The following is an 18683-nucleotide window of genomic DNA, read 5'->3' as shown; positions in this document are numbered from 1 at the left end:
TGCGTATTCTGCACCACAATCCCCGTGCCGCCACACGCGTCCGTGAAGGACTGTTGGGAGCGTTAACATGACCATTGCCGAAGAGTTCGACCGCAGGACACTGCTGCGGCGTTCGGCGATGCTGTCCGCCGGCCTGCTGATCGGCCCGACCGCGCTCGACCGGGCCCTCGAAGCGAACGCCGCCGAGCTGCCCACGGGCGCGGCGCCGTTCGTCGACTCCTACCGCACCAACGTGCTCGCCAACCTGACACCCGAGACCAACGCGGCTGTGCGTGTCCTGTCGGGAATGCAGGACCTCTGGCGCACCGGCAGCACCTGGGACAACGGAGTCGTGCTCAACCGGAACGTGCTCGAGGCCAACGTCCGCCACGTCGCGCGGATCACCGGGTCGCGGACCGCCGACCAGGCCAAGCGAGCGTTCATCGTGGACCGTCAGCACCAGAGCTACAGCGCCATCGGAGGGCTCGGCCCGCTGGCCGAGCTGTACAAGGCGGGAGCCAAGGCCGTCACCGGCATCACGTCGGCGCCGGACGGCACGCCACCGTCCACTGTGGACGAGAAGCTGCCGCCGGACGCGCCGGCGGGCTCGGCGCTCGGCGCGGGTTCACCGGACTCCGCGCTGGGGCAGGTCGTCACCCTGGTCAACACGGTGCGCGGGCCGTTCGCCTCTGGCAACCCGTCGAAGTTCGCCTACCAGTATCCGCGTCCGTGGCGGCTGAGCTCGGAGAGCACGGTGGTGCCGACCGGTGAGACCGACGAGTTCGGCTATCCGGTCTATCGCACCGACGTCGTGGTGGCCCCGCAACTGCTGCGCCAGCGCAGCCTGAAGCCGGCCGAGGACGGCGGCTACCCGAGCGGTCACACCAACGCGCTGCACCTGGCGTGCCTCGCGCTCGCCCACGCGATCCCCGAACGGTTCCAGGAGCTCGTGACCAGGGCGTTCGACCTGGCCGACATGCGAATCGTGGCGGGCATGCACTCGCCGGCGGACGTCATCGGCGGCCGGATCCTGGCGACCGCGCTGGCCGCCGCGACCCTCGCCGACCCGGCGAACGCCACGCTGAAGGCCGCCGCCAGGGCGCAGGCGGCCGAGTACTTCCGACAGCACGTCGGCGTCGACGTCTTCGAGTACGCGCACTCCGCGGGCACCTCCACCGACCCGTACGCCGACCGCGAGGCGAACGCCCGCCTCGTGACCCCGCGGCTGACGTACGGGCTGCCCAGGACCGGGCGGCGGATCGCGATGAGCGTGCCCAAGGGCGCGGAGGTGCTGTTGGAGACCCGGCAGCCGTACCTGACCGCGAACCAGCGCCGCGAGGTCCTGCGCACCACCGCTCTGCCGTCCGGGCACGCGCTGCTCGACGGGCCGGAGCACTGGGGCAGGCTGAACCTCTTCGCCGCGGCCGACGGCTTCGGCGCGTTCGACTCGGACGTGCGCGTCGACCTGGACGCCAACCGCGGCGGCTTCCACGCGGCCGACACCTGGCACAACGCGATCGGCGGTCGTGGCGGGCTGGTCAAGCGCGGTACCGGCACGCTGACGCTGACCGGTGCCAACAGCTACACCGGCGACACCCGGATCGAGGGCGGCACGCTGGTGGCGGCCTCGCCGTCGGCGCTCGGCAAGGGGGAGGTGCAACTGCGCGCGGGAACCCTCCGGCTGACCGGAGAGCTCCGCGTGCGCGGTTACCGGCAGAGCTCGGGGACCACGCTGGAGGTGACCGTGCGACGGGGCGACTGCGCCGCGCTGACCTCCGGGCGCCCGCTCTCCCTCGGCACCGGCTGCACGCTGGTGATCTCGCTGGACGACGTGCCCGCGGGCGCGGTGGTGCCGGTCATCTCCGCACCGGTGCTGTTCGGCAGGTTCGCTCGCGTCACGGTGTCCGGCGGCGCACGCCGGGTGCAGCCGCAGTACCGTACCGGCGGGCTCTCGGTGCGCGTTCTCGATTAGTCCACAGTGGACCGTTGTCGAACGGGGAGGTCTCCGTTCGACAACGCCGTTCGACGCCGTTCGACTGCCTTGCTTGACGCTCGTGATGCCCCGATGCAGACTCCGGAAAGCGTTTTCCAGCCGACGGGGTCAGGAGTTCATGAGCGCGTTAGACGAACTGCGTCAGCTGCGCCACGGTGGCGTCCAGGTGCGCAAGCGCGACAACAAAGCCGCATTCTGGTTCCTTGCGCCCTGGTTCGCCGGACTGGTCTTCATCACGATCGGTCCAGTGCTCGCGTCCTTCGGCCTGGGGTTCACCAAGTACAACCTCATCCAGCCGCCGAAGTTCATCGGATTCGACAACTTCGCCCGCATCTTCACCGACGAGCGGTTGCACAACGCGCTGGGTGTCACGTTCACCTACGTGCTCGTGTCGGTGCCGCTGCAGCTCGCCTGCGCGCTGGGGGTGGCGCTGCTGCTCGACCGCGGGCTGCGGGGGCTCGCGTTCTACCGCTCGGCGTTCTACCTGCCCTCGCTGCTCGGATCGAGCGTGGCGATCGCGGTGCTGTGGACGCAGATCTTCGGTGCCGAGGGTCTGCTGAACCGCGTGCTGGGCTTCTTCGGCGTCGAGGGCAAGGGCTGGATCTCCGACCCGGACACCGCGCTGTCGACGCTCATCGTGCTGAACGTGTGGACCTTCGGTTCACCGATGATCATCTTTCTGGCCGGGTTGCGGCAGATCCCCGCGGTCTACTACGAGGCCGCCGCGATCGACGGGGCGAGCAAGTGGTCGCAGTTCTGGCGGATCACCCTGCCGCTGCTCTCGCCGATCCTGTTCTTCAACCTGGTGCTGCAGATCATCCACGCGTTCCAGTCGTTCACACAGGCGTTCGTCGTCTCCGGCGGCACGGGCGGACCGTCCGACTCGACCATGTTCTACACGCTCTACCTGTACCAGCAAGGCTTCAGCCGGTTCGACATGGGTTACGCGTCGGCGCTGGCGTGGTTCCTGCTCCTGATCATCGCGGCGTTCACCGCGATCAACTTCTGGGCGGCGAAGTACTGGGTGTTCTATGACGACTGACCTGCGCCGGGCCCCGACGCCCCCGCGTTCCGCGCCACCGGCGACACCGCCACCGGCCGCCCGCACCTCGGTGTGGCGGCGCCTGATCGTGCCGGCCAAGCACCTCGGCCTGATCCTCATCGGGTTCGTGATGCTGTACCCGGTGCTGTGGATGGTCGTGAGCTCGCTGCGGCCGGGCGACGAGATCTTCCGCAGTCCCGGCCTGATCCTCGACAGCCTCAGGACCGAGAACTACGTGGAGGGCTGGTACGCGCTCACCCCGTCGTTCGGGACGTACCTGCTCAACTCGGCGGTCCTGGTGCTGGGCTGCATCATCGGCAACCTGGTGTCGTGCTCGATGGCGGCCTACGCGTTCGCGCGCCTGCACTTCAGCGGCAAGCGCTGGTGGTTCGGCATCATGCTCGGCACGATCATGCTGCCGGTCCACGTGATCATCGTGCCGCAGTACGTGCTGTTCTCCCAGGTCGGCTGGGTGAACACGTTCCTGCCGCTGATCGTGCCGAAGATCCTCGCCACGGACGCGTTCTTCGTGTTCCTGATGGTGCAGTTCATCCGGGGCCTGCCGCGTGAGCTGGACGAGGCGGCGCGCATCGACGGCTGCGGTCACCCGCGGATCTTCGCTCAGATCATCCTGCCGCTGATGAAACCGGCTCTCGCCACCACGACGATCTTCACGTTCATCTGGACCTGGAACGACTTCTTCACCCAGCTGATCTACCTGACGGATCCGGACATGTACACGGTTCCCGTCGCCCTGCGCTCGTTCGTCGACTCGACCGTCGCCACGTCGTGGGGCTCGCAGTTCGCGATGAGCGTCGTGTCGATCATCCCGATCTTCCTCGCCTTCCTCATCGGCCAGCGGTACCTCGTCAAGGGGATCGCCACGACCGGTGGCAAGTAGCCGAAAGGAACGGACATGTCCAGAGGTGTTCGCCGCCGCACCGCGTTAACGGTCCTGATGTCGCTGACCGCGTCGCTGCTCGCGGCCTGCGGTTCCGGTTCCGAGGCGGGTGGTGACCTCACCGCGGAGCCGGTCACGCTGCGCTTCAGCTGGTGGGGCGCGGACGACCGGCACAAGCGGACCCAGCAGGTCATCGAGATGTTCCAGAAGAAGCACCCGAACATCACGATCAAGGGTGAGTTCAAGGAGTGGAACGGCTACTGGGACAGCCTCGCCACCACGATGGCGGCCAACGACGCGCCGGACATCATGCAGATGGACGAGCTGTACATCGCGTCGTACGCCGAGCGTGGTGCGCTGCTGGACCTGAACGAGGCCAAGAAGCACCTCGACACGTCGAACTTCGACCAGAAGGCGCTCGCCACCGGCGCGGTCGACGGCAAGCAGTACGGGCTCCCGGTCGGCCTCGGCATGTACTCGATCATGGCCAACACCGACCTGCTCGCGAAGTACAACATTCCGGTGCCCGACGACACGAAGTGGTCGTGGGACGACCTGAAGAAGATCGGTGAACAGGTCTCGAAGGCCGGCGGTGGCCAGGTGTTCGGCGTGCAGTCGCCGGGCATCAACGACACGGCGGGCCTGAGCATCCGGGCGCGGCAGCAGGGCAAGGCGATGTTCGACGCGCAGGGCAAGGTCGTCCTGCCGCCCGAGGTCGCGACCCAGTACTGGACCTACATCGCCGATCTCGCCAAGGCCGGGATCGCGCCGCCGCCGTCGGTGACCGTCGAGAAGGCCTCCGCCGGGCTGAACCAGTCCGCGACGGCCACCAACACCGCGGTGTTCGGGTTCTGGTGGAACACCCAGCTGACCGCGCTGACCGCCGCGAGTGGCGCCAAGCTCAAGCTGCTGCGGCTGCCGGGTGAGTCGCAGGGGAAGGTCGGCGCCTACTACAAGCCGTCGATGTTCTGGTCGGTGTCGTCGCGGTCCAAGCACCCCGCCGAGGCGGCGGCGTTCGTGAGCTTCCTCGCCAACGACGAGGAAGCGGCCAAGATCCTGCTGACCGAACGCGGCGTGCCCGCCAACCAGAAGATCCGCGAGGCGATCGCGGGCCAGCTCAAGGAAACCGACAAGGCCGCGAAGGAGTACCTCGACACCGTGCCGGTCAGCGACCCGCCCAGGATCACGCCGAACGGTGCCAGCACCGTCGACGCGATCCTCAAGAGGCACACCGAGGACGTGCTGTTCGGCCGGACCACGCCAGAGGCCGCGGCCGCGTCGTTCATCAAGGAAGTCCAGTCCGAAGTGGACGCGGCGAAGTGAGGCGCGCCGCCATCGTCGGCACGGGTGCGATCGCCGCCGCCCACGCCGAGGCGTTGCGAGCGGCGGGTGATCGCATCGAGCTGGTCGCGGTGGTGGATGTGGACGCCGACCGCGCGGCCGCGTTCGCGCAGGAGTGGGGTGTGCCGCGGGTGCACCCGCGGCTCGCCACGCTGCTCGACGTGGAAGATCTGGACGTGGTGCACGTGTGCACGCCGCCGCGCTCCCACGTGCCGTTGGCGCTCGAATGCCTCGCCGCGAACGTGAACGTGCTCGTGGAGAAGCCGCCCGCGTTGTCGCTGAGCGAGATCGACACGCTGATCGCGGCCGAACGCGCTTCGGCAGGCCGGGTCGCGACGGTGTTCCAGCACCGCTTCGGCCCTGCCGCGATCCGGTTGCGGCGCATGATCGCCGACGGTGTCCTCGGCCGGTCGCTGGTGGCCAAGAGCGACACCCTCTGGTACCGCGACGGTGCGTACTTCGACGTGCCGTGGCGTGGCTCGTGGGACAGCGAGGGCGGCGGCCCGACGATGGGGCACGGCATCCACCAGTTCGACCTGATGCTGTCCGTGCTGGGCCCGTGGCAGGAGATCCGTGCTCTCGCGGCCCGGCAGGCACGGGACGTCGCGACCGAGGACGTTTCGATGGCGCTGGTGACCTTCGCCGACGGCACGGTTGCCTCGGTGATCAACTCCGTGCTGTCGCCCAGGGAGACCTCTGAGCTGAGGTTCGACTTCGAGCACGCCACGGTCGAGGTCGAGCACCTCTACGGCTACACCGACGCGCACTGGACCGTGACCCCTGCTCCTGGCCACGACGACGTCGCGACCCGGTGGCGCGAAGAGCAGTCCGGGATCGTGAGCGGCCACAAATGTCAACTGGCGGTGTTCCTCGACGCCCTGGACAGTGGTGAGACGCCACCGGTGACGATGGCGGACACGAGGAACACCATGGAGTTCATCGCGGCCCTCTACGCCTCGGCGTTCACCGGCACCGCGGTGAAGGCCGGCCAGATCGGCCCGGACAACCCGTTCTACGCGACGATGGAAGGAATCGGTGCCCCATGGGCGAACGCCCGGTGATCACTCGGCAGGACGACGAGGTGCTCGTGGTGTCGGTCGGCGACGTCGAGCTCTTCACCTACGTCCACCGGCCGTCGACACCGGCGTTCGAGGGACCGAAGCCGTACCTGCACCCGGTGCGCACGCTCGCCGGTGACGTCGTCACGGCGTTCCGGCCGCACGACCACCGCTGGCACAAGGGCGTGCAGATGACCGCGACCGACGTGTCGGGGGAGAACTTCTGGGGCGGCGTGTCGTACGTGCGCGACCAAGGGTATGTGGCGCTGCCGAACGTCGGCACGATGCGGCACGAGGACTTCACCATCACCGAGACCGGTGACGAGGTGCACGTCGGTGAGATGCTGTCCTGGTTCACCGAGGCCGGCCAGCACTGGATCCACGAGACGCGCCAGTTCACCGTGCGCGACGTCGAGGAGGATTCGTGGACGCTGGAGTTCGCGACCACGCTGACGAACGTGCGGGCGGAGCCGCTGGTCTTCGGCAGCCCGACCACCAACGGCCGTGAGCTCGCGGGTTACACCGGGTTCTTCTGGCGCGGCCCGCGGTCGTTCACCGACGGCACGGTCATCGCGGCCGACGGCGGATCCGGAGAGGAGATGATGGGCAAGTCCGCGCGGTGGCTCGCCTACATCGGTCAGCACGACGAGGTGGACCGCACGTCGACCATGCTGTTCGTGGACCACCCGGCCAACAAGAACACCACCTGGTTCGTCCGCACCACGCTGTTCGCCGCGGTCAACCCGTCGTTCGCCTTCTTCGACACCGTGGAGCTGCCGTCCGGCGAGTCACTGACCCTGCGCTACCGGCTCGTCATCGCCAACGGCGAATGGGGCCGCGAGCACGTGGAGTCCTATGTGGAGAAGCACCCTTGGTGATCCAGTTTCCCGGCGCCATCGGCATCTCCGGCCTGCGGGTGTACGACTGGCCGACGGTGGACGGCGTGTGCGGAGGGTCGCCGCACGTCCACCTCACCTGCGCCGAGTGCTACTACGTGATCGGCGGGCGGGGCAGCGTGCAGACCCTGACCCGCCGCGGGTTCGCCGAGACCCCGCTGCGCGAGGGCACCGTCGCGTGGTTCACGCCCGGCACGATCCACCGCCTGGTCAACGACGGCGACCTGCGGATCCTCGTCGTGATGCAGAACAGCGGCCTGCCGGAGGCCGGTGACGCGGTGCTCACGTTCCCGGCAGAGGTTCTGGCCGACGCGGAGAAGTACGCCGCGCACACCCGGGCCGGCGACGAGGAGTCCGCCAGGCGCCGCAGGGACCTGGCTCTCGAAGGGTTCCTGGAGCTGCGGCAGCGGGTCACCGATGGTGATCACGCGGCACTGGACGACTTCTACCGCTCCGCCGTGAGCTTGAAGCAGGGCCTCCTGCCCGACTGGGAGGAGCGGTGGCGGGCCGGTGCGCTGGCGTCGGCCGAACGCACCGGTGAACACCTGGACCTGCTGCGGGAAGGGGACATCGGCCACCTCGCCGAGGCCGACATCCACGTGATGCGCGCGGAGGGCCCGCAACGGTTCGGCATGTGCGGCCGGCTCGACGTCCACGACCCCGCCGAGGGCCGATCACCGCACGACTGACAGGCCTGGCTCTTTTCAGGAGAGGGAGCCGGGAAGGGCCCGAGCCGGCGGCTCGGGCCCTTCTCCCGTTCAGGGACACAGGAAGTGCGCGAGCACCGCGCCGACGGTGGCCGCCAGGAGGATCGCCACCACCGTGATGGCGAGACGGCGCCGGCGCACGGCCAGTTCCGCCTGCGCGAGGCCCGGCAGAACCGTGACCGGGAGCGGCGGCGCGGTGGTGAGCGAGTCCACCGCCCACTCGGCGGGCACGCGGGACAGGAGACCCGCCGTGCCCGCCAGCAGGCACACCTCGTGTTCACACGGCGGGCAGGCGCTCAGGTGGCGTTCGTAGGCCAGCCGGTCGCCGGGGGACAGCGACCCGAGCACGTAGGCCACGTCCCACTCCTGGAACGGGCACGTCACCGCCCCGTCACCCCGTTCTCCTCCAACGCGAGCCGCAGCGCGCGCAGGCCGTAGTGCAGCCGCGACTTCACCGTTCCCGGTGGCACGTCGAGCGCCTCGGCCAGCTCGGGGACCGACTCTCCCCGGTAGTAGGCCCGCACGATGACCACCCTGTGCTCGGGTTTGAGCTGGGACAGGGCGTCCGCGATGAGCCAGGCGTCCAGCGTGCGGTCGGTGTGGTCCGCGCGCGGGCGGTCCGGCAGCCGGGCGGAGCCGACCTCCCAGCGGGCGCGGGCGCTGCGGCGCTCGTCGATCGCGAAGTTCCGCGCCACGGCGTAGATCCACGCCTTCGACGCAGCGGTGCCCTGCTCGAGGATGCCGGGGTTGCGCCACGCCCGCAGCAGCGCCTCCTGGACGACGTCCTCGGCGAGCTGCTCGTCGCCGGTGAGGCGGAGGGCGTACCGCCAGAGCGCCTCGGCGTGGCCGTCGTGCAGTGCGCGCAACAGAGTGCTGTGATCATCGTTGATGGTGCACCCCTAGGTCCGGAACTCGGGACTGCGCTTGGCGAGGAACGCGGCAGTCCCCTCGCGCATGTCGTCGGTGGTGAAGGCCTGCCGGAACGCTTCGAGCTCTGCCCGCAGACCCTCGTGGACGCCCAGGCCGTCCACGGTGTTGATCACCGACTTGCAGGCCGACACCGCTGCGGGTGAGTTCGCGGCGATGTCGGCGAGCACGAGCCGTGCGGCGGCGAACATCTCCTCACGGTTGTCGAACACCTCGTTCACGAGCCCGAGGCGGTGCGCTTCCATCGCGTCTACGCGACGGCCGGAGTAGATCAGCTCGCGCGCCTTGGCCACGCCGACCCGGCGGAACAGCCGGACGCAGCCGCCGAAGCCGGGGATGAGGCCCAGCAGCACCTCAGGCTGGCCGAACACGGCTTTGCGGGTGGCGTAGATGAAGTCGCACGCCATGGCCATCTCGCAGCCGCCGCCGAGCGCGTAGCCGTCGACGCAGGCGATCACCGGGACCGGGAGCTGCTCGAGGAGCGTGGTCACCTCCTGGCCCAGGGCGCCGAACGCCTCGCCCTCGTCCGGTGTCATCGTCGCCATCTCCCGGATGTCCGCGCCCGCGATGAACGCCGGCCCTTCCGAACCGGTGAGCAGGACCGCGCGCGGGCCGGAGAGATGGGTGAGGAGGTGGCGCAGTTCGGTGAGTGTCCGCTGGGACAGCGCGTTGCGCGCCGGTGGTCGGTGCACCGTCACGGTGAGGACGCCGTCATGCTCGTCGAGTAGGAGTGTCTGATAGTCCACTGTGGTCTCCTCACGAGTCCCAGATCGCGCCGTAGGCAGGGATTCCCCTGGCCTCCAGTTCTTCGACAACCTTCCAGGTGGTGGGTTTGTTGGAGATGCAGATGACCGCTTCCGCGCCGGAGCGCCGGCAGGCGTCGTACGCGAGCGCGACGAGGTCGGGTTTGCCCTGGCTCTCGGTGTCCCAGACGACGGCGTCGGGCTGCACGCCGAGGATCTCCTCGACCAGCTCGTCCCCGTAGGTGCGGCGCGGGTTGCGGGTCGACCACACGAGGACCGACGGCGTGTCGCCGGCGAGCAGGTGAGGCAGGCAGGGACCGATGCCGCTGCCGGTCGCGACCCACACCACCCTGGTGAACAACTTGTCGATGTTGCCGACGCCCGCCGTCGGAATGCCCTTGACCCACACGTGGCTCGGCTGGTCGGCGATGAACTTCGCCGTCCAGTCGCCCGCGCGCGAGATCGTGAGCCGGAAGCCGCTGCGGCCCGGCGCCGGGACGTTGGCGAAGGAGTGCCACTCCAGCAACGGGTTGCGGCTCACCGTCGTCGACGAGCCCGCGAACGGCGTGACGCCGTGGTCGAACGAGACCAGCGCGACGTGCGGTGACGGGCTGACGATGTGCACGGGAACCCGCCGCAGCCGCAGCCACGGCAACGCCACGCTGACCACCACGAGGGCGAGGGGCCAGAGGAAGACGGGGTTCGACACCGCGGCCAGCACGCCGAACAGCACGAGCACCGTCCACCCGCCGAACCGGTGCGAGCGCTCGAACAGGTCGTGGTGCTTGGCGCGGAGACCGGGCAGCGCGAGCACGAAGAGCGTGCCGAGGACGGCCATGATCGTCCAGGTCAGCGCGAGGGTGAACGGCGGTGCGCCCTGGATCGTCGTGACGGCGGTGAGCACGAGGAACCAGGCAGTCGCGCAGGTCGCGGCACCGACGTGGATCCCGCCGAAGTGGTAGACCTTGCCGAGCGTCCAGCGCACCCGCAAAGGCCAGTGCCTGGGCGCGCTGGTGGCGAGCCAGAACAGCAGGTTGATCACGAGCTGCTGGCGGATGAGGGCGGCCACCGCGAGGTTGGCGACGACCAGCGCGGTCACCCGGCCGGCGTCGTCCCACCAACCCGTGAAGCAGAGGTTGACCAGCACGACGGCGGCCACGAGCCGGTTGTGGTGGGTGAAGGGTCTGCGGCGCAGGATCGTGCGCCAGGAGCGGTCGGCGGGCGGTAGCTGGACTTCGTGAACCGAGGTCATGCCACCGTTTCCTTCTCTCCGTCCAAACGCGACAGAAGCGCTCTGCGGTCCACCTTGCCGCGATCGGTGGTCGGCAGCGTGTCGACCGGCACGATCAACGTGGGCACGCAGTAGTAGGGCAGCAGTTCCTCCACCGCTCTGCGTGCCTCCTCCGGCGCCGCGCTGGCAGGGCTGATGAACCCGACGAGCGAGCCGTTGTGCAGCAGTGTCGTGGCCCTGCTGCAGTCGGTCGCGCTTTCCAGCGCCGACGTCACGGCGTCCAGTTCCACCCGAAACCCGCGAACCTTGACCTGGTCGTCGGTGCGGCCGTGGTGCTCCAGCTGGCCGTCGTGCGTCCACCGCCCGAGGTCCCGGGTGCGGAACATCAGGCGGTCTCCACCCAGAAACGGGTCGGGCAGATACCGTGCGGCGGTCAGCTCGGGATCACCCAGATAGCCCGCGGTGACGCACTCCCCACCCGCCCACATCTCGCCGATCTCACCGATGCGGCACGGCCGCAGGTCGTCGTCGAGCACGTAGACGGTCGTGTTCGGCACCGGCCGGCCGATGGTCAGCGGACCACCGGGCTCGTAGCGCTGCACCGTGTTGACGATGGTGACCTCTGTGGGCCCGCACGAGTTGTGGAAGACGGCGTGCCGCGACCAGGCGTCGGCCAGTGCCTGCGGGCACCTCTCGCCGGCCACCGCGACCGTCCGGACCCGCCGGCACACGGCGGGATCCAGCGACGCGAGCACGCTGGGCGTGGCGATGACGACGTCCACGGTGCTCGCCGTCCGCTCGATGTCGCTGCCGCGGATGACGAGCGTGCCGCCGTGCGCCAGCGTGCCCAGGATCTCCCACATCGCCATGTCGAAGGCGATGTTCAGCAGCTGCGACACCCTCGTTCCCGGTGCTACGCCGAGGCATCCGGGTGCGGTCAGCAGCACGTTGCACAGGTTGGCGTGCGAAACCCGCACACCGTTGGGACGTCCGGTGGTACCGGAGGTGAAGATGACGGCCGCGATGTCGGAGTCCTCGGTGAACGTGCGGCAGAACCGGGTGGTGTCGGGCACCTCGTCGATCGCGATGACCGTGGCGAGGTTGTCCGGCAGCGCGGACCGGTGCTCGCTCGTGGTGAGCACGAAGTTGATGCTTGCGGTGCGGACGATGTGTCGCAAGTGGACGGCGGGTGCGATGCGGACATCCTGCGGCACATAGGCCGCACCTGCTTTGAGAATACCGAGAATGCCTACGACCATCGGGATCGACCGGGTGAGGAACAGCCCCACCCGATCACCGGGACGCACACCCGCGCGGGTCAGGAACTCCGCGAGCAGCTCCGCTCTGCGGTCGAGCTCGGCGTAGGTGATCGACTCGCCGAGGTGCTCGACGGCGGTCAGGTCGGGGTGTCGGGCGGCCTGTTGCCCGACCGCGTGGTGGATGTGGTGGAACGGCGGAATCCGGATCGGCCCGGCGCCGAACGACTGGAACAACGCGCGGTCCAGCAGTGGCAGGTCGCGCAGGGCGGAATCGTGGAACTCGGCTTTCACTGCAGGGTGCCCTTCCAGGAGTGAAGCGCGGTCACCCGTTTTGAACGAGACACACCCTCACATCGTTCATGTCGAATCGAGCCGGCTGTCGAATCGTCGAACGCGTTGTGGGGCAGCGAGTTCCTGCTGGACAGTGGAAAGATGAGAATCGCAGCAAGCACTTTCGTGTTCGTCCTCCTGTCCGCGCTCACGCCCGGCGCGCACGCGGCGGCGTGGGAGGAGGTGATCGGCACCGGCTCCTTCGGCGGCTACGGCGCGTTGCAGTCGGAGTGGAACTACCGCTACCCGTGGGGATCCGACCACAACGGCACGGCCAGGATGTACGCGAGCGCCAGCGATCACAACCACGTCTCGCTGTCCGGCGGCGTGCTCACGCTGAAGGCGACACGGATCTCGTGGAACGAGGGCAACAGCAGCGCGAGCCCGTACCTGCCCATCCGCTACCACTCCGGCGCCATCCACGCCAGGGAGCACGTCGTCGCGTCAGGTCAGTTCCCCAACTGGGAGGTGAAGGGCGAGTTCCAGGCCCCGTCCGCCCGCGGCACGTGGCCCGCGTTCTGGCTGACCGGGGTCAACAGCTGGCCACCCGAAAGCGACATCCTGGAGTTCAAGGGGGACAACCGGAACTGGTTCAACACCTTCCGGACGTCCAGCGACGTGTCGAGCTCTGTCATCAGCGTATCGTCGCCAGGCGCGTGGCACACGTATCGGGCGTGGGTCACCAAGGTCAACAACACCGACGTGGACATCCACTACTACCTCGACGGCAAATGGATCGCCAAGCACACCGGCAAGAACTTCGTGGGCAAACCACTGTGGGTGATCATCAACCTGCAGATGGAAGGCTCGTCCGGCAGTCCTGGCCCGACCGCGGACACGGTCTACCGGGCGCGCAATGTCTACATCGGACGGACGAGGGCATGAAACGGAGGATGGCCCCGGCGCACGACCGGGGCCGTCCCGTGCTCCGATCAGGCGCCCGCCGGTCGGCCCGACCAGGCCTCGTGCGGCGTCAGCGGCCGCATCGTGATGGTGTACTCGTAGGTGCTGTCCGGGCGCACCTGGCTGCGCTGCCGCACCGGGTTCGGCGTGTCACCGACACCGGTCACGGCGTGGTCGGCGTGCAGCGTGAAGTAGCCCTTGTTGCGCTGCAACATGAACGGGTACGCGGCCCGCTCGATGTCGTCGTACTGCGTCACGCTGACCTCGCGCGCACCGGACACCAGCAGACCGGACGTGCGTCCGTCGGTGAGCAACGCCCACCTGGTGTCGGTGTGGTTGCCGTGGTCCTGCGGGCGGTGGTACTCGACGTACTGGTCGGCCACCGAGCTGGTGTGCACCCCGATCGGTGTGCCGTCCTTGCGGTCGACGTAGCTCTCCGCCTTGCGGCCGTACCAGGAGAACGTGGAGTAACGGTCCGGAACGGACAGCTGGACACCGATGCGCGGCAGGTACGGCAACGTCCGCATGGAGCCCTGCGGCGTCACCCGGTGGCCGAGCCGCAGCACGCCCGACGAGTCCACCGCGTAGACCATCGTCTGGTCGAACCACGCCCCGGTTACACCGGGTGCGGCCACCTTGCTGTCGACGAGGACCCGCACGACCTTGTGGCCGTCCTTCTCCACCCGGACGCCGGACACGGTGGTCTCCAGCCGGTCGAGGCCCGCCTTGCGCCAGTCCTCGCCCTCCGCGCGGCCCCACGTGTAGGTCTCGTTGCTGATCGGTGCGCGCCACGCGTCGAGCTTCGGCCCGCTCGTGAGCAGCTCGCGGCCCCACGACTTGATCGACGTCAGCGCACCGGTCTTCTTGTCGACCGTGTAGGTGGCGCCGGCGGCGGAAGCGGTGACCTTGTTCGCGTCCTCCTGGGTGAACACGACACCCCAGTCCGGCTGCGTCCTGTCCAGCCCCGGCACGCGGCTGCCGCCCAGCGAGAACTGGTCGTGCGCCAGGACGTGCCCGGACGTCACCGCCTCGACGGTGAGGAACCGTTCGCGGTCGGCGTCGTTGACGGGTACCGGCAATGAGATCTGCGCGGTCGAGGCGGCGTTCACCCGCAACGGCTGTTCGCCGCTCTTGACCGTCGTGGACCCTTCGGTGACCCGCCAGCGCAGGGTGAGGTCGTCGGTGCCGGTGAACTGGCGTTCGTTGGTCACGGACAGCACGCCACCGGAGTAGGCGTACCTGATCGGCTGGTGCGCCCACGCCATCTGCAGGGTCTCGGGCTGCAGCGAGCGGTCGGTGTTGATCAGGCCGTCCACACCGGACAGCGTCGACCCGTACGCGAAGTGCGTGCCGCGCTCCTGCAGGCTGTCGAAGTCCAGCGCCAGCACGGCACCGGCGGCCGGGGCGGTGGACACGCCGAGCTCGGCGGCCGGCAGCGCCCGGTCGTAGATGCGCACGTCGTCGACGTCGCCGCGGGACAGCCAGCTCACGGTCGACGGGTCGTTCCACGACATCTCGAAGTCACGGCCGATGTTCACATCTGCCGCCGAATAGTCGATCGTGCCGGTGAACGGCAGGTTGCCCACCTCGACGCCGTCGATGTACAGGCGCAGCGCGGTGCCGTCGTACGTACCGCTGACGCGGTGCCACTTGCCGTAGAAGTCGGCCGGCACCTTCGCCTGCACAGCCCGCCAGGTACCGCTGTGGATGAAGAACTCGAGCGTGGTCTCGTTCTTCATCTTGAGGGTCCACTGGTGGTCGCCCTTGGCGATGATCGGGAACTGCCCCGTCCACTTGCCGGGCTTGACCCACGCGTCGAGCGTCAGCGCGGTGCCCGTGATGTCGAGCTTGCGGTCGCGGTAGACCTCGACCCAGTCGTCCAGGCCGGACAACGACAGCGCCTTGCCGCGGTGACCGTCGACGAGCTTCGGCGCGCCGGCGAGCATGGCGGTGATGTTGTTGCCGGACGTGTCGGGCGCGATGCGGGTCTTCTGCTTGATGTTCTGCTCGGCCCAGTCCCAGATGAAACCGCCCTGGGTCTGCGGGTTGGCGCGGATGATGTCCCAGAACTCGCGGAAGTTGCCGAGGCTGTTGCCCATCGCGTGCGCGTACTCACCGAAGATCAGCGGCTTGGTCGTGCTCTTCGCCTGCTCGGCGAACCGCTCCGGCGACGGGTAGCGCGGACCCCACACGTCGGCGAAGGGTGCGTCACCGTCGGGGTTGTTGGACTGGTGGTAGATCGGGCGGGATGGGTCGTTGGCCTTGAGCCACTGGGCCATCTCGTAGTGGTGCGCGCCGAGGCCGGCCTCGTTGCCGGTGTCCCACATGAAGACGCTGGGGTGGTTCTTGTCCCGCTCGACCATGCCGATCAGGCGGTCCATGAAGGTGTCGCGCCACTCCGGCTGGTTCGCCTGGCACCACCGCGAGCAGTTCTCGTGGTTGTGCGTCTCGATGTCGACCTCGTCGTCGATCCAGATGCCGTGCTTGTCGGCCAGGTCGTAGAAGTACGGGTCGCTCGGGTAGTGCGAGGTGCGCACGGCGTTGACGTTGAGCTGCTCCATCAGCGCCACGTCGCGTTCCTGCGCCTTCCGCGGCACGTGCCGGCCGTGCTCGGGATCGGTCTCGGCGCGGTTGACGCCCTTGAACAGCACGCGCTTGCCGTTGACCAGCAAAGTCCTGTTGCGGATCTCGATCTTGCGGAACCCGGTGGTGTCACTGGTGATGTGCGTGACCTTGCCGTCCGGCGCGGTGAGCGTCAGCACCACGGTGTAGACGTTCGGGGTCTCGTCGGTCCACTTGGCCGGGTTGCGCACGGGCATGGTCAGCCGTGCCGTGCTGCCGTCGGTTTCCTGGCTCGCCGTAGCGACTTCCGCGCCCTTGGCATCACGCAGGCTGGCCGTGACGCGGTGCGTTCCGGTGGTGCCACCGGGCTTCTGGCCGAGCTCGACGTCCGCGGTGAGCGTCGCGTCGGTGTAGGTGGCGTCGAGGTCGGTCTTCAGCGTGACGTCCTGGATGAACGTGGCCGGCGTCGAGTACAGCGACACCGAGCGGAAGATGCCCGAGTACCGCCACTGGTCGTAGTCCTCCAGGTAGGAACCGGCGCTCCAGCGGTGCACCTGGACGGCGACCTTGTTGCGGCCCGGTCGCAACGCGGGGGAGATGTCGAACTCGGCGGGCGTGTAGCCGCCCTGGTCGTAGCCGATGTACTTGCCGTTGACCCAGACGAAGTAGCCCGACGTCACGCCTTCGAAGCGCAGGAACGTCTCCCGCTTCGTCCAGTCGGCGGGTACGTCGAAGTCGCGGACGTACGCGCCGGTCGGGTTGACGTCGCGGGGGATGCGGGGCGGGTCGTCCGGCTGCACCTCGGTCGCGATGTTGCGGAAGATCGGGTGGTCCAGGCCGTCGGTCTGCCAGGTGTGCGGCACGGTCACCGTGCGCCAGCCGGACGTGTCGTAGTCCTCGGCGTAGAAGCGCGCGGGCACGTCGGCCGGCTTGTCCGCCATGGCGATGCGCCACTTGCCGTCGAGCGACTGCGTGAACGGCGTGCGCTCGTCCCCGCGCACCGCAGAGGCCACGTCGGCCTGCGGCACCAGGAACGCGTGGTGCGGCTCCTGCCCCTCGGCGATCCTGCGCGGATCTTCGAGGTAGGTGTGCACGTCAGGAGGGGGATCGACGGCGGCGGCAACCGGTGTCATCGAACCCGCCGCAACCAACATGACTGTTGCAAGAACAATCGCGCGCCGCACGCTGAACCTCCATGTTCAGACAGAAATGAACACAAGTGAACAGTTCGGCGTCGGGCGCGACAAGGGGCCGCGAGGTCCACGCCGTTCACAGCGACGGGCGCTGTTATCGAACGACCAGACTCTTGCGTTCGATTTTGTTCGACATCACGCTGCCGATCATCGCGTTCAACGGCCGCCTGGACGTTCGCTGATCCCTCGACGAAGAGGACGTGGAAGATGAAACGCAGAACGGCGCCGGTCGTGCTGGTGGCCGCGGTGCTGCTGGCGTCGCTGGGCGCACCGGGCACGGCGGTGGCGGCGTCACCGAAGGTCAGTCTCGTCGGTGACACGCTGCTGGACGCGTCGGCGCTGTACTTCGTCTCGTACGACGGGGTGGTGAACAACAACTCGTTCCAGCAGGACGCGATCGTGACCTACCAGGGACGGCAGTACGCCACCTGGTACACGGCGAGCCGCAACGTCGTGGTCGCGCGCCGGAACGTGGGCAGCACGCGGTGGGAGTCCGTGGTCCTGCCGCACCAGCTCAGCGTGAACGACTCGCACAACGTGATCTCGCTGGGGATTTCCCCGCAGGACAACACGATCCACGTTGCGATGGACACGCACAACACCCGCTTGTTCTACCTGAAGTCCAAGCCCGGCCTCGCGATCGGCGCGCAGCAGTGGAACGCCGCCGCGTTCGGTGAGGTGCAGCGCACGCTCAGCGGCGTAGAGCTCGGCTCGATGACGTATCCGCAGTTCGTGGTGACGCCCGAGGGCAGGCTGCAGTTCAGCTACCGCACCGGCGGGTCCGGCAACGGCGTCAACGAGTTGGCGGAGTACTCCGGCGGGACGTGGCGCAAGCTCGGCCGCTGGTCGTCCGCGACGGGGTCCTACACCGGCCCGAACGGCGTCGTGTCGACCACTCGCAACATGTACCTGCACGGCCTGACGTATGACCGAAGTGGACGGTTGCACGCCGCTTTCACCTGGCGTGAGGGCAACACCGGGGTGCTGTGCAACTCAGGCGGGCTCACCAACCACGACACCGGCTACGTCTACAGCGACGACCGCGGCCGGACGTGGCGCAACGGCGCCGGAACCGTCGTGGGCACGACGGGCGGCACACCGGTGGCCGTCAACGCGCCGGGTCTCGTGGTCGACCCGCTCGACCCGAACCACGGGCTGATGAACCAGGAGAGCCAGGCGGTGGACGCCGACGGCCGCCCGCACGTGGTGATCAGCTACGTGCCCGGCCGGTTCACCCAGTGCGTGTCGAACTACGCGCAGCAGCGTGCCCAGTACGGCCGCACGTTCCACGTCTTCCGCGGCGCGGACGGGAAGTGGACGAAGAGGGAGGTCCCGGTCCCTCCCGGCCACACCCAGCGCACGAAGATCGTGTTCGATCGCGGTGACAACGCCTACCTGGTGATGCCGCGCGGCAAGATCGTGGCGGCGAGCAAGGCCAGCGGCTGGACCGACTGGACGACGTTGTTCGACCGGCCGTCGCTGCAGGCGTTCGGCGAGGTCAACGTCGACGCGTCCCGCGTGGTGTCGCAGGGGATCCTGTCGGTGCAGTACCAGCAGGTCTCGACCGGCACGACGCCGTCTCCGATCCGTGTTGCCGACTTCCGGCTGGGGGCCTGAC

Annotated in this window: 15 protein-coding genes; 9 read left to right on the top strand and 6 right to left on the bottom strand. The window is 68.6% G+C overall.

What is annotated here, in order from left to right:
• The first annotated feature begins 67 nt into the window (after positions 1-67).
• The 7 genes from C8D87_RS04155 (at position 68) to C8D87_RS04125 (ending at position 7899) form a co-directional block, all read left to right on the top strand.
• A complete protein-coding gene (locus C8D87_RS04155; protein WP_112225592.1) occupies positions 68-1951 on the top strand; it encodes a phosphatase PAP2 family protein in 1884 nt (627 codons plus the stop codon).
• 139 nt (positions 1952-2090) lie between these two features.
• On the top strand, positions 2091-3014 hold the full coding sequence (locus tag C8D87_RS04150; RefSeq protein ID WP_109641312.1) for a carbohydrate ABC transporter permease: 924 nt from the start codon (positions 2091-2093) through the stop codon (positions 3012-3014).
• Positions 3004-3915, top strand: coding sequence for a carbohydrate ABC transporter permease (locus C8D87_RS04145; protein ID WP_112225591.1), 912 nt, complete (start codon positions 3004-3006; stop codon positions 3913-3915). Before C8D87_RS04150 ends, C8D87_RS04145 begins: the two co-directional genes overlap by 11 nt.
• Before the next feature lie 15 nt (positions 3916-3930).
• On the top strand, positions 3931-5238 hold the full coding sequence (locus tag C8D87_RS04140; RefSeq protein ID WP_112225590.1) for an ABC transporter substrate-binding protein: 1308 nt from the start codon (positions 3931-3933) through the stop codon (positions 5236-5238).
• Positions 5235-6317 carry a Gfo/Idh/MocA family protein gene (locus C8D87_RS04135; protein WP_112225589.1) on the top strand — a complete coding sequence of 361 codons (1083 nt, stop codon included), beginning with the start codon at positions 5235-5237 and terminating at the stop codon, positions 6315-6317. Before C8D87_RS04140 ends, C8D87_RS04135 begins: the two co-directional genes overlap by 4 nt.
• Positions 6299-7192, top strand: coding sequence for a DUF6807 domain-containing protein (locus C8D87_RS04130; protein ID WP_112225588.1), 894 nt, complete (start codon positions 6299-6301; stop codon positions 7190-7192). The genes C8D87_RS04135 and C8D87_RS04130 overlap by 19 nt, the downstream gene beginning before the upstream one ends.
• Positions 7189-7899: a cupin domain-containing protein gene (locus tag C8D87_RS04125; protein WP_215732155.1), complete on the top strand. Its 711-nt coding sequence runs from the start codon at positions 7189-7191 to the stop codon at positions 7897-7899. The genes C8D87_RS04130 and C8D87_RS04125 overlap by 4 nt, the downstream gene beginning before the upstream one ends.
• A gap of 69 nt (positions 7900-7968) precedes the next feature.
• Here C8D87_RS04125 and C8D87_RS04120 read toward each other — a convergent pair whose 3' ends face one another.
• From C8D87_RS04120 to C8D87_RS04100, 5 genes are read right to left on the bottom strand one after another with little or no spacing between them, the layout of a single operon-like run.
• Positions 7969-8301, bottom strand: a complete 333-nt coding sequence (locus tag C8D87_RS04120) for an anti-sigma factor family protein (protein WP_109641306.1) — start codon at positions 8299-8301, stop codon at positions 7969-7971.
• A complete protein-coding gene (locus C8D87_RS04115) occupies positions 8298-8807 on the bottom strand; it encodes a sigma-70 family RNA polymerase sigma factor (protein ID WP_109641305.1) in 510 nt (169 codons plus the stop codon). Before C8D87_RS04115 ends, C8D87_RS04120 begins: the two co-directional genes overlap by 4 nt.
• Positions 8808-8816: 9 nt before the next feature.
• Positions 8817-9590, bottom strand: coding sequence for an enoyl-CoA hydratase/isomerase family protein (locus tag C8D87_RS04110; RefSeq protein ID WP_112225586.1), 774 nt, complete (start codon positions 9588-9590; stop codon positions 8817-8819).
• 10 nt (positions 9591-9600) lie between these two features.
• The gene (locus C8D87_RS04105) at positions 9601-10839 is read right to left on the bottom strand and encodes a ferredoxin reductase domain-containing protein (protein WP_112225585.1); all 1239 of its coding nucleotides are present in this window, start codon (positions 10837-10839) and stop codon (positions 9601-9603) included.
• Complete coding sequence (locus C8D87_RS04100) at positions 10836-12368, bottom strand: amino acid adenylation domain-containing protein (protein ID WP_112225584.1); 1533 nt, start codon at positions 12366-12368, stop codon at positions 10836-10838. The genes C8D87_RS04105 and C8D87_RS04100 overlap by 4 nt, the downstream gene beginning before the upstream one ends.
• 141 nt (positions 12369-12509) lie before the next feature.
• On the opposite strand from C8D87_RS04100, the gene C8D87_RS04095 reads away from it, so the two are divergent.
• A complete protein-coding gene (locus tag C8D87_RS04095) occupies positions 12510-13292 on the top strand; it encodes a glycoside hydrolase family 16 protein (protein WP_112226254.1) in 783 nt (260 codons plus the stop codon).
• A 47-nt stretch (positions 13293-13339) separates the two neighbouring features.
• On the opposite strand, the gene C8D87_RS04090 is transcribed toward C8D87_RS04095, so the two are convergent.
• Positions 13340-17005 carry a glycoside hydrolase family 2 TIM barrel-domain containing protein gene (locus C8D87_RS04090; protein WP_233441892.1) on the bottom strand — a complete coding sequence of 1222 codons (3666 nt, stop codon included), beginning with the start codon at positions 17003-17005 and terminating at the stop codon, positions 13340-13342.
• A gap of 267 nt (positions 17006-17272) precedes the next feature.
• Here C8D87_RS04090 and C8D87_RS04085 point away from each other — a divergent pair, with 267 nt between their 5' ends.
• The gene (locus C8D87_RS04085) at positions 17273-18682 is read left to right on the top strand and encodes a BNR repeat-containing protein (protein WP_112225582.1); all 1410 of its coding nucleotides are present in this window, start codon (positions 17273-17275) and stop codon (positions 18680-18682) included.
• Position 18683: the final 1 nt, after the last annotated feature.

The organism is Lentzea atacamensis (assembly GCF_003269295.1).
Classification (GTDB): domain Bacteria; phylum Actinomycetota; class Actinomycetes; order Mycobacteriales; family Pseudonocardiaceae; genus Lentzea; species Lentzea atacamensis.
Note: the sequence above shows the minus strand (reverse complement) of the source record. Positions and strands in the feature narration are given on the sequence as shown.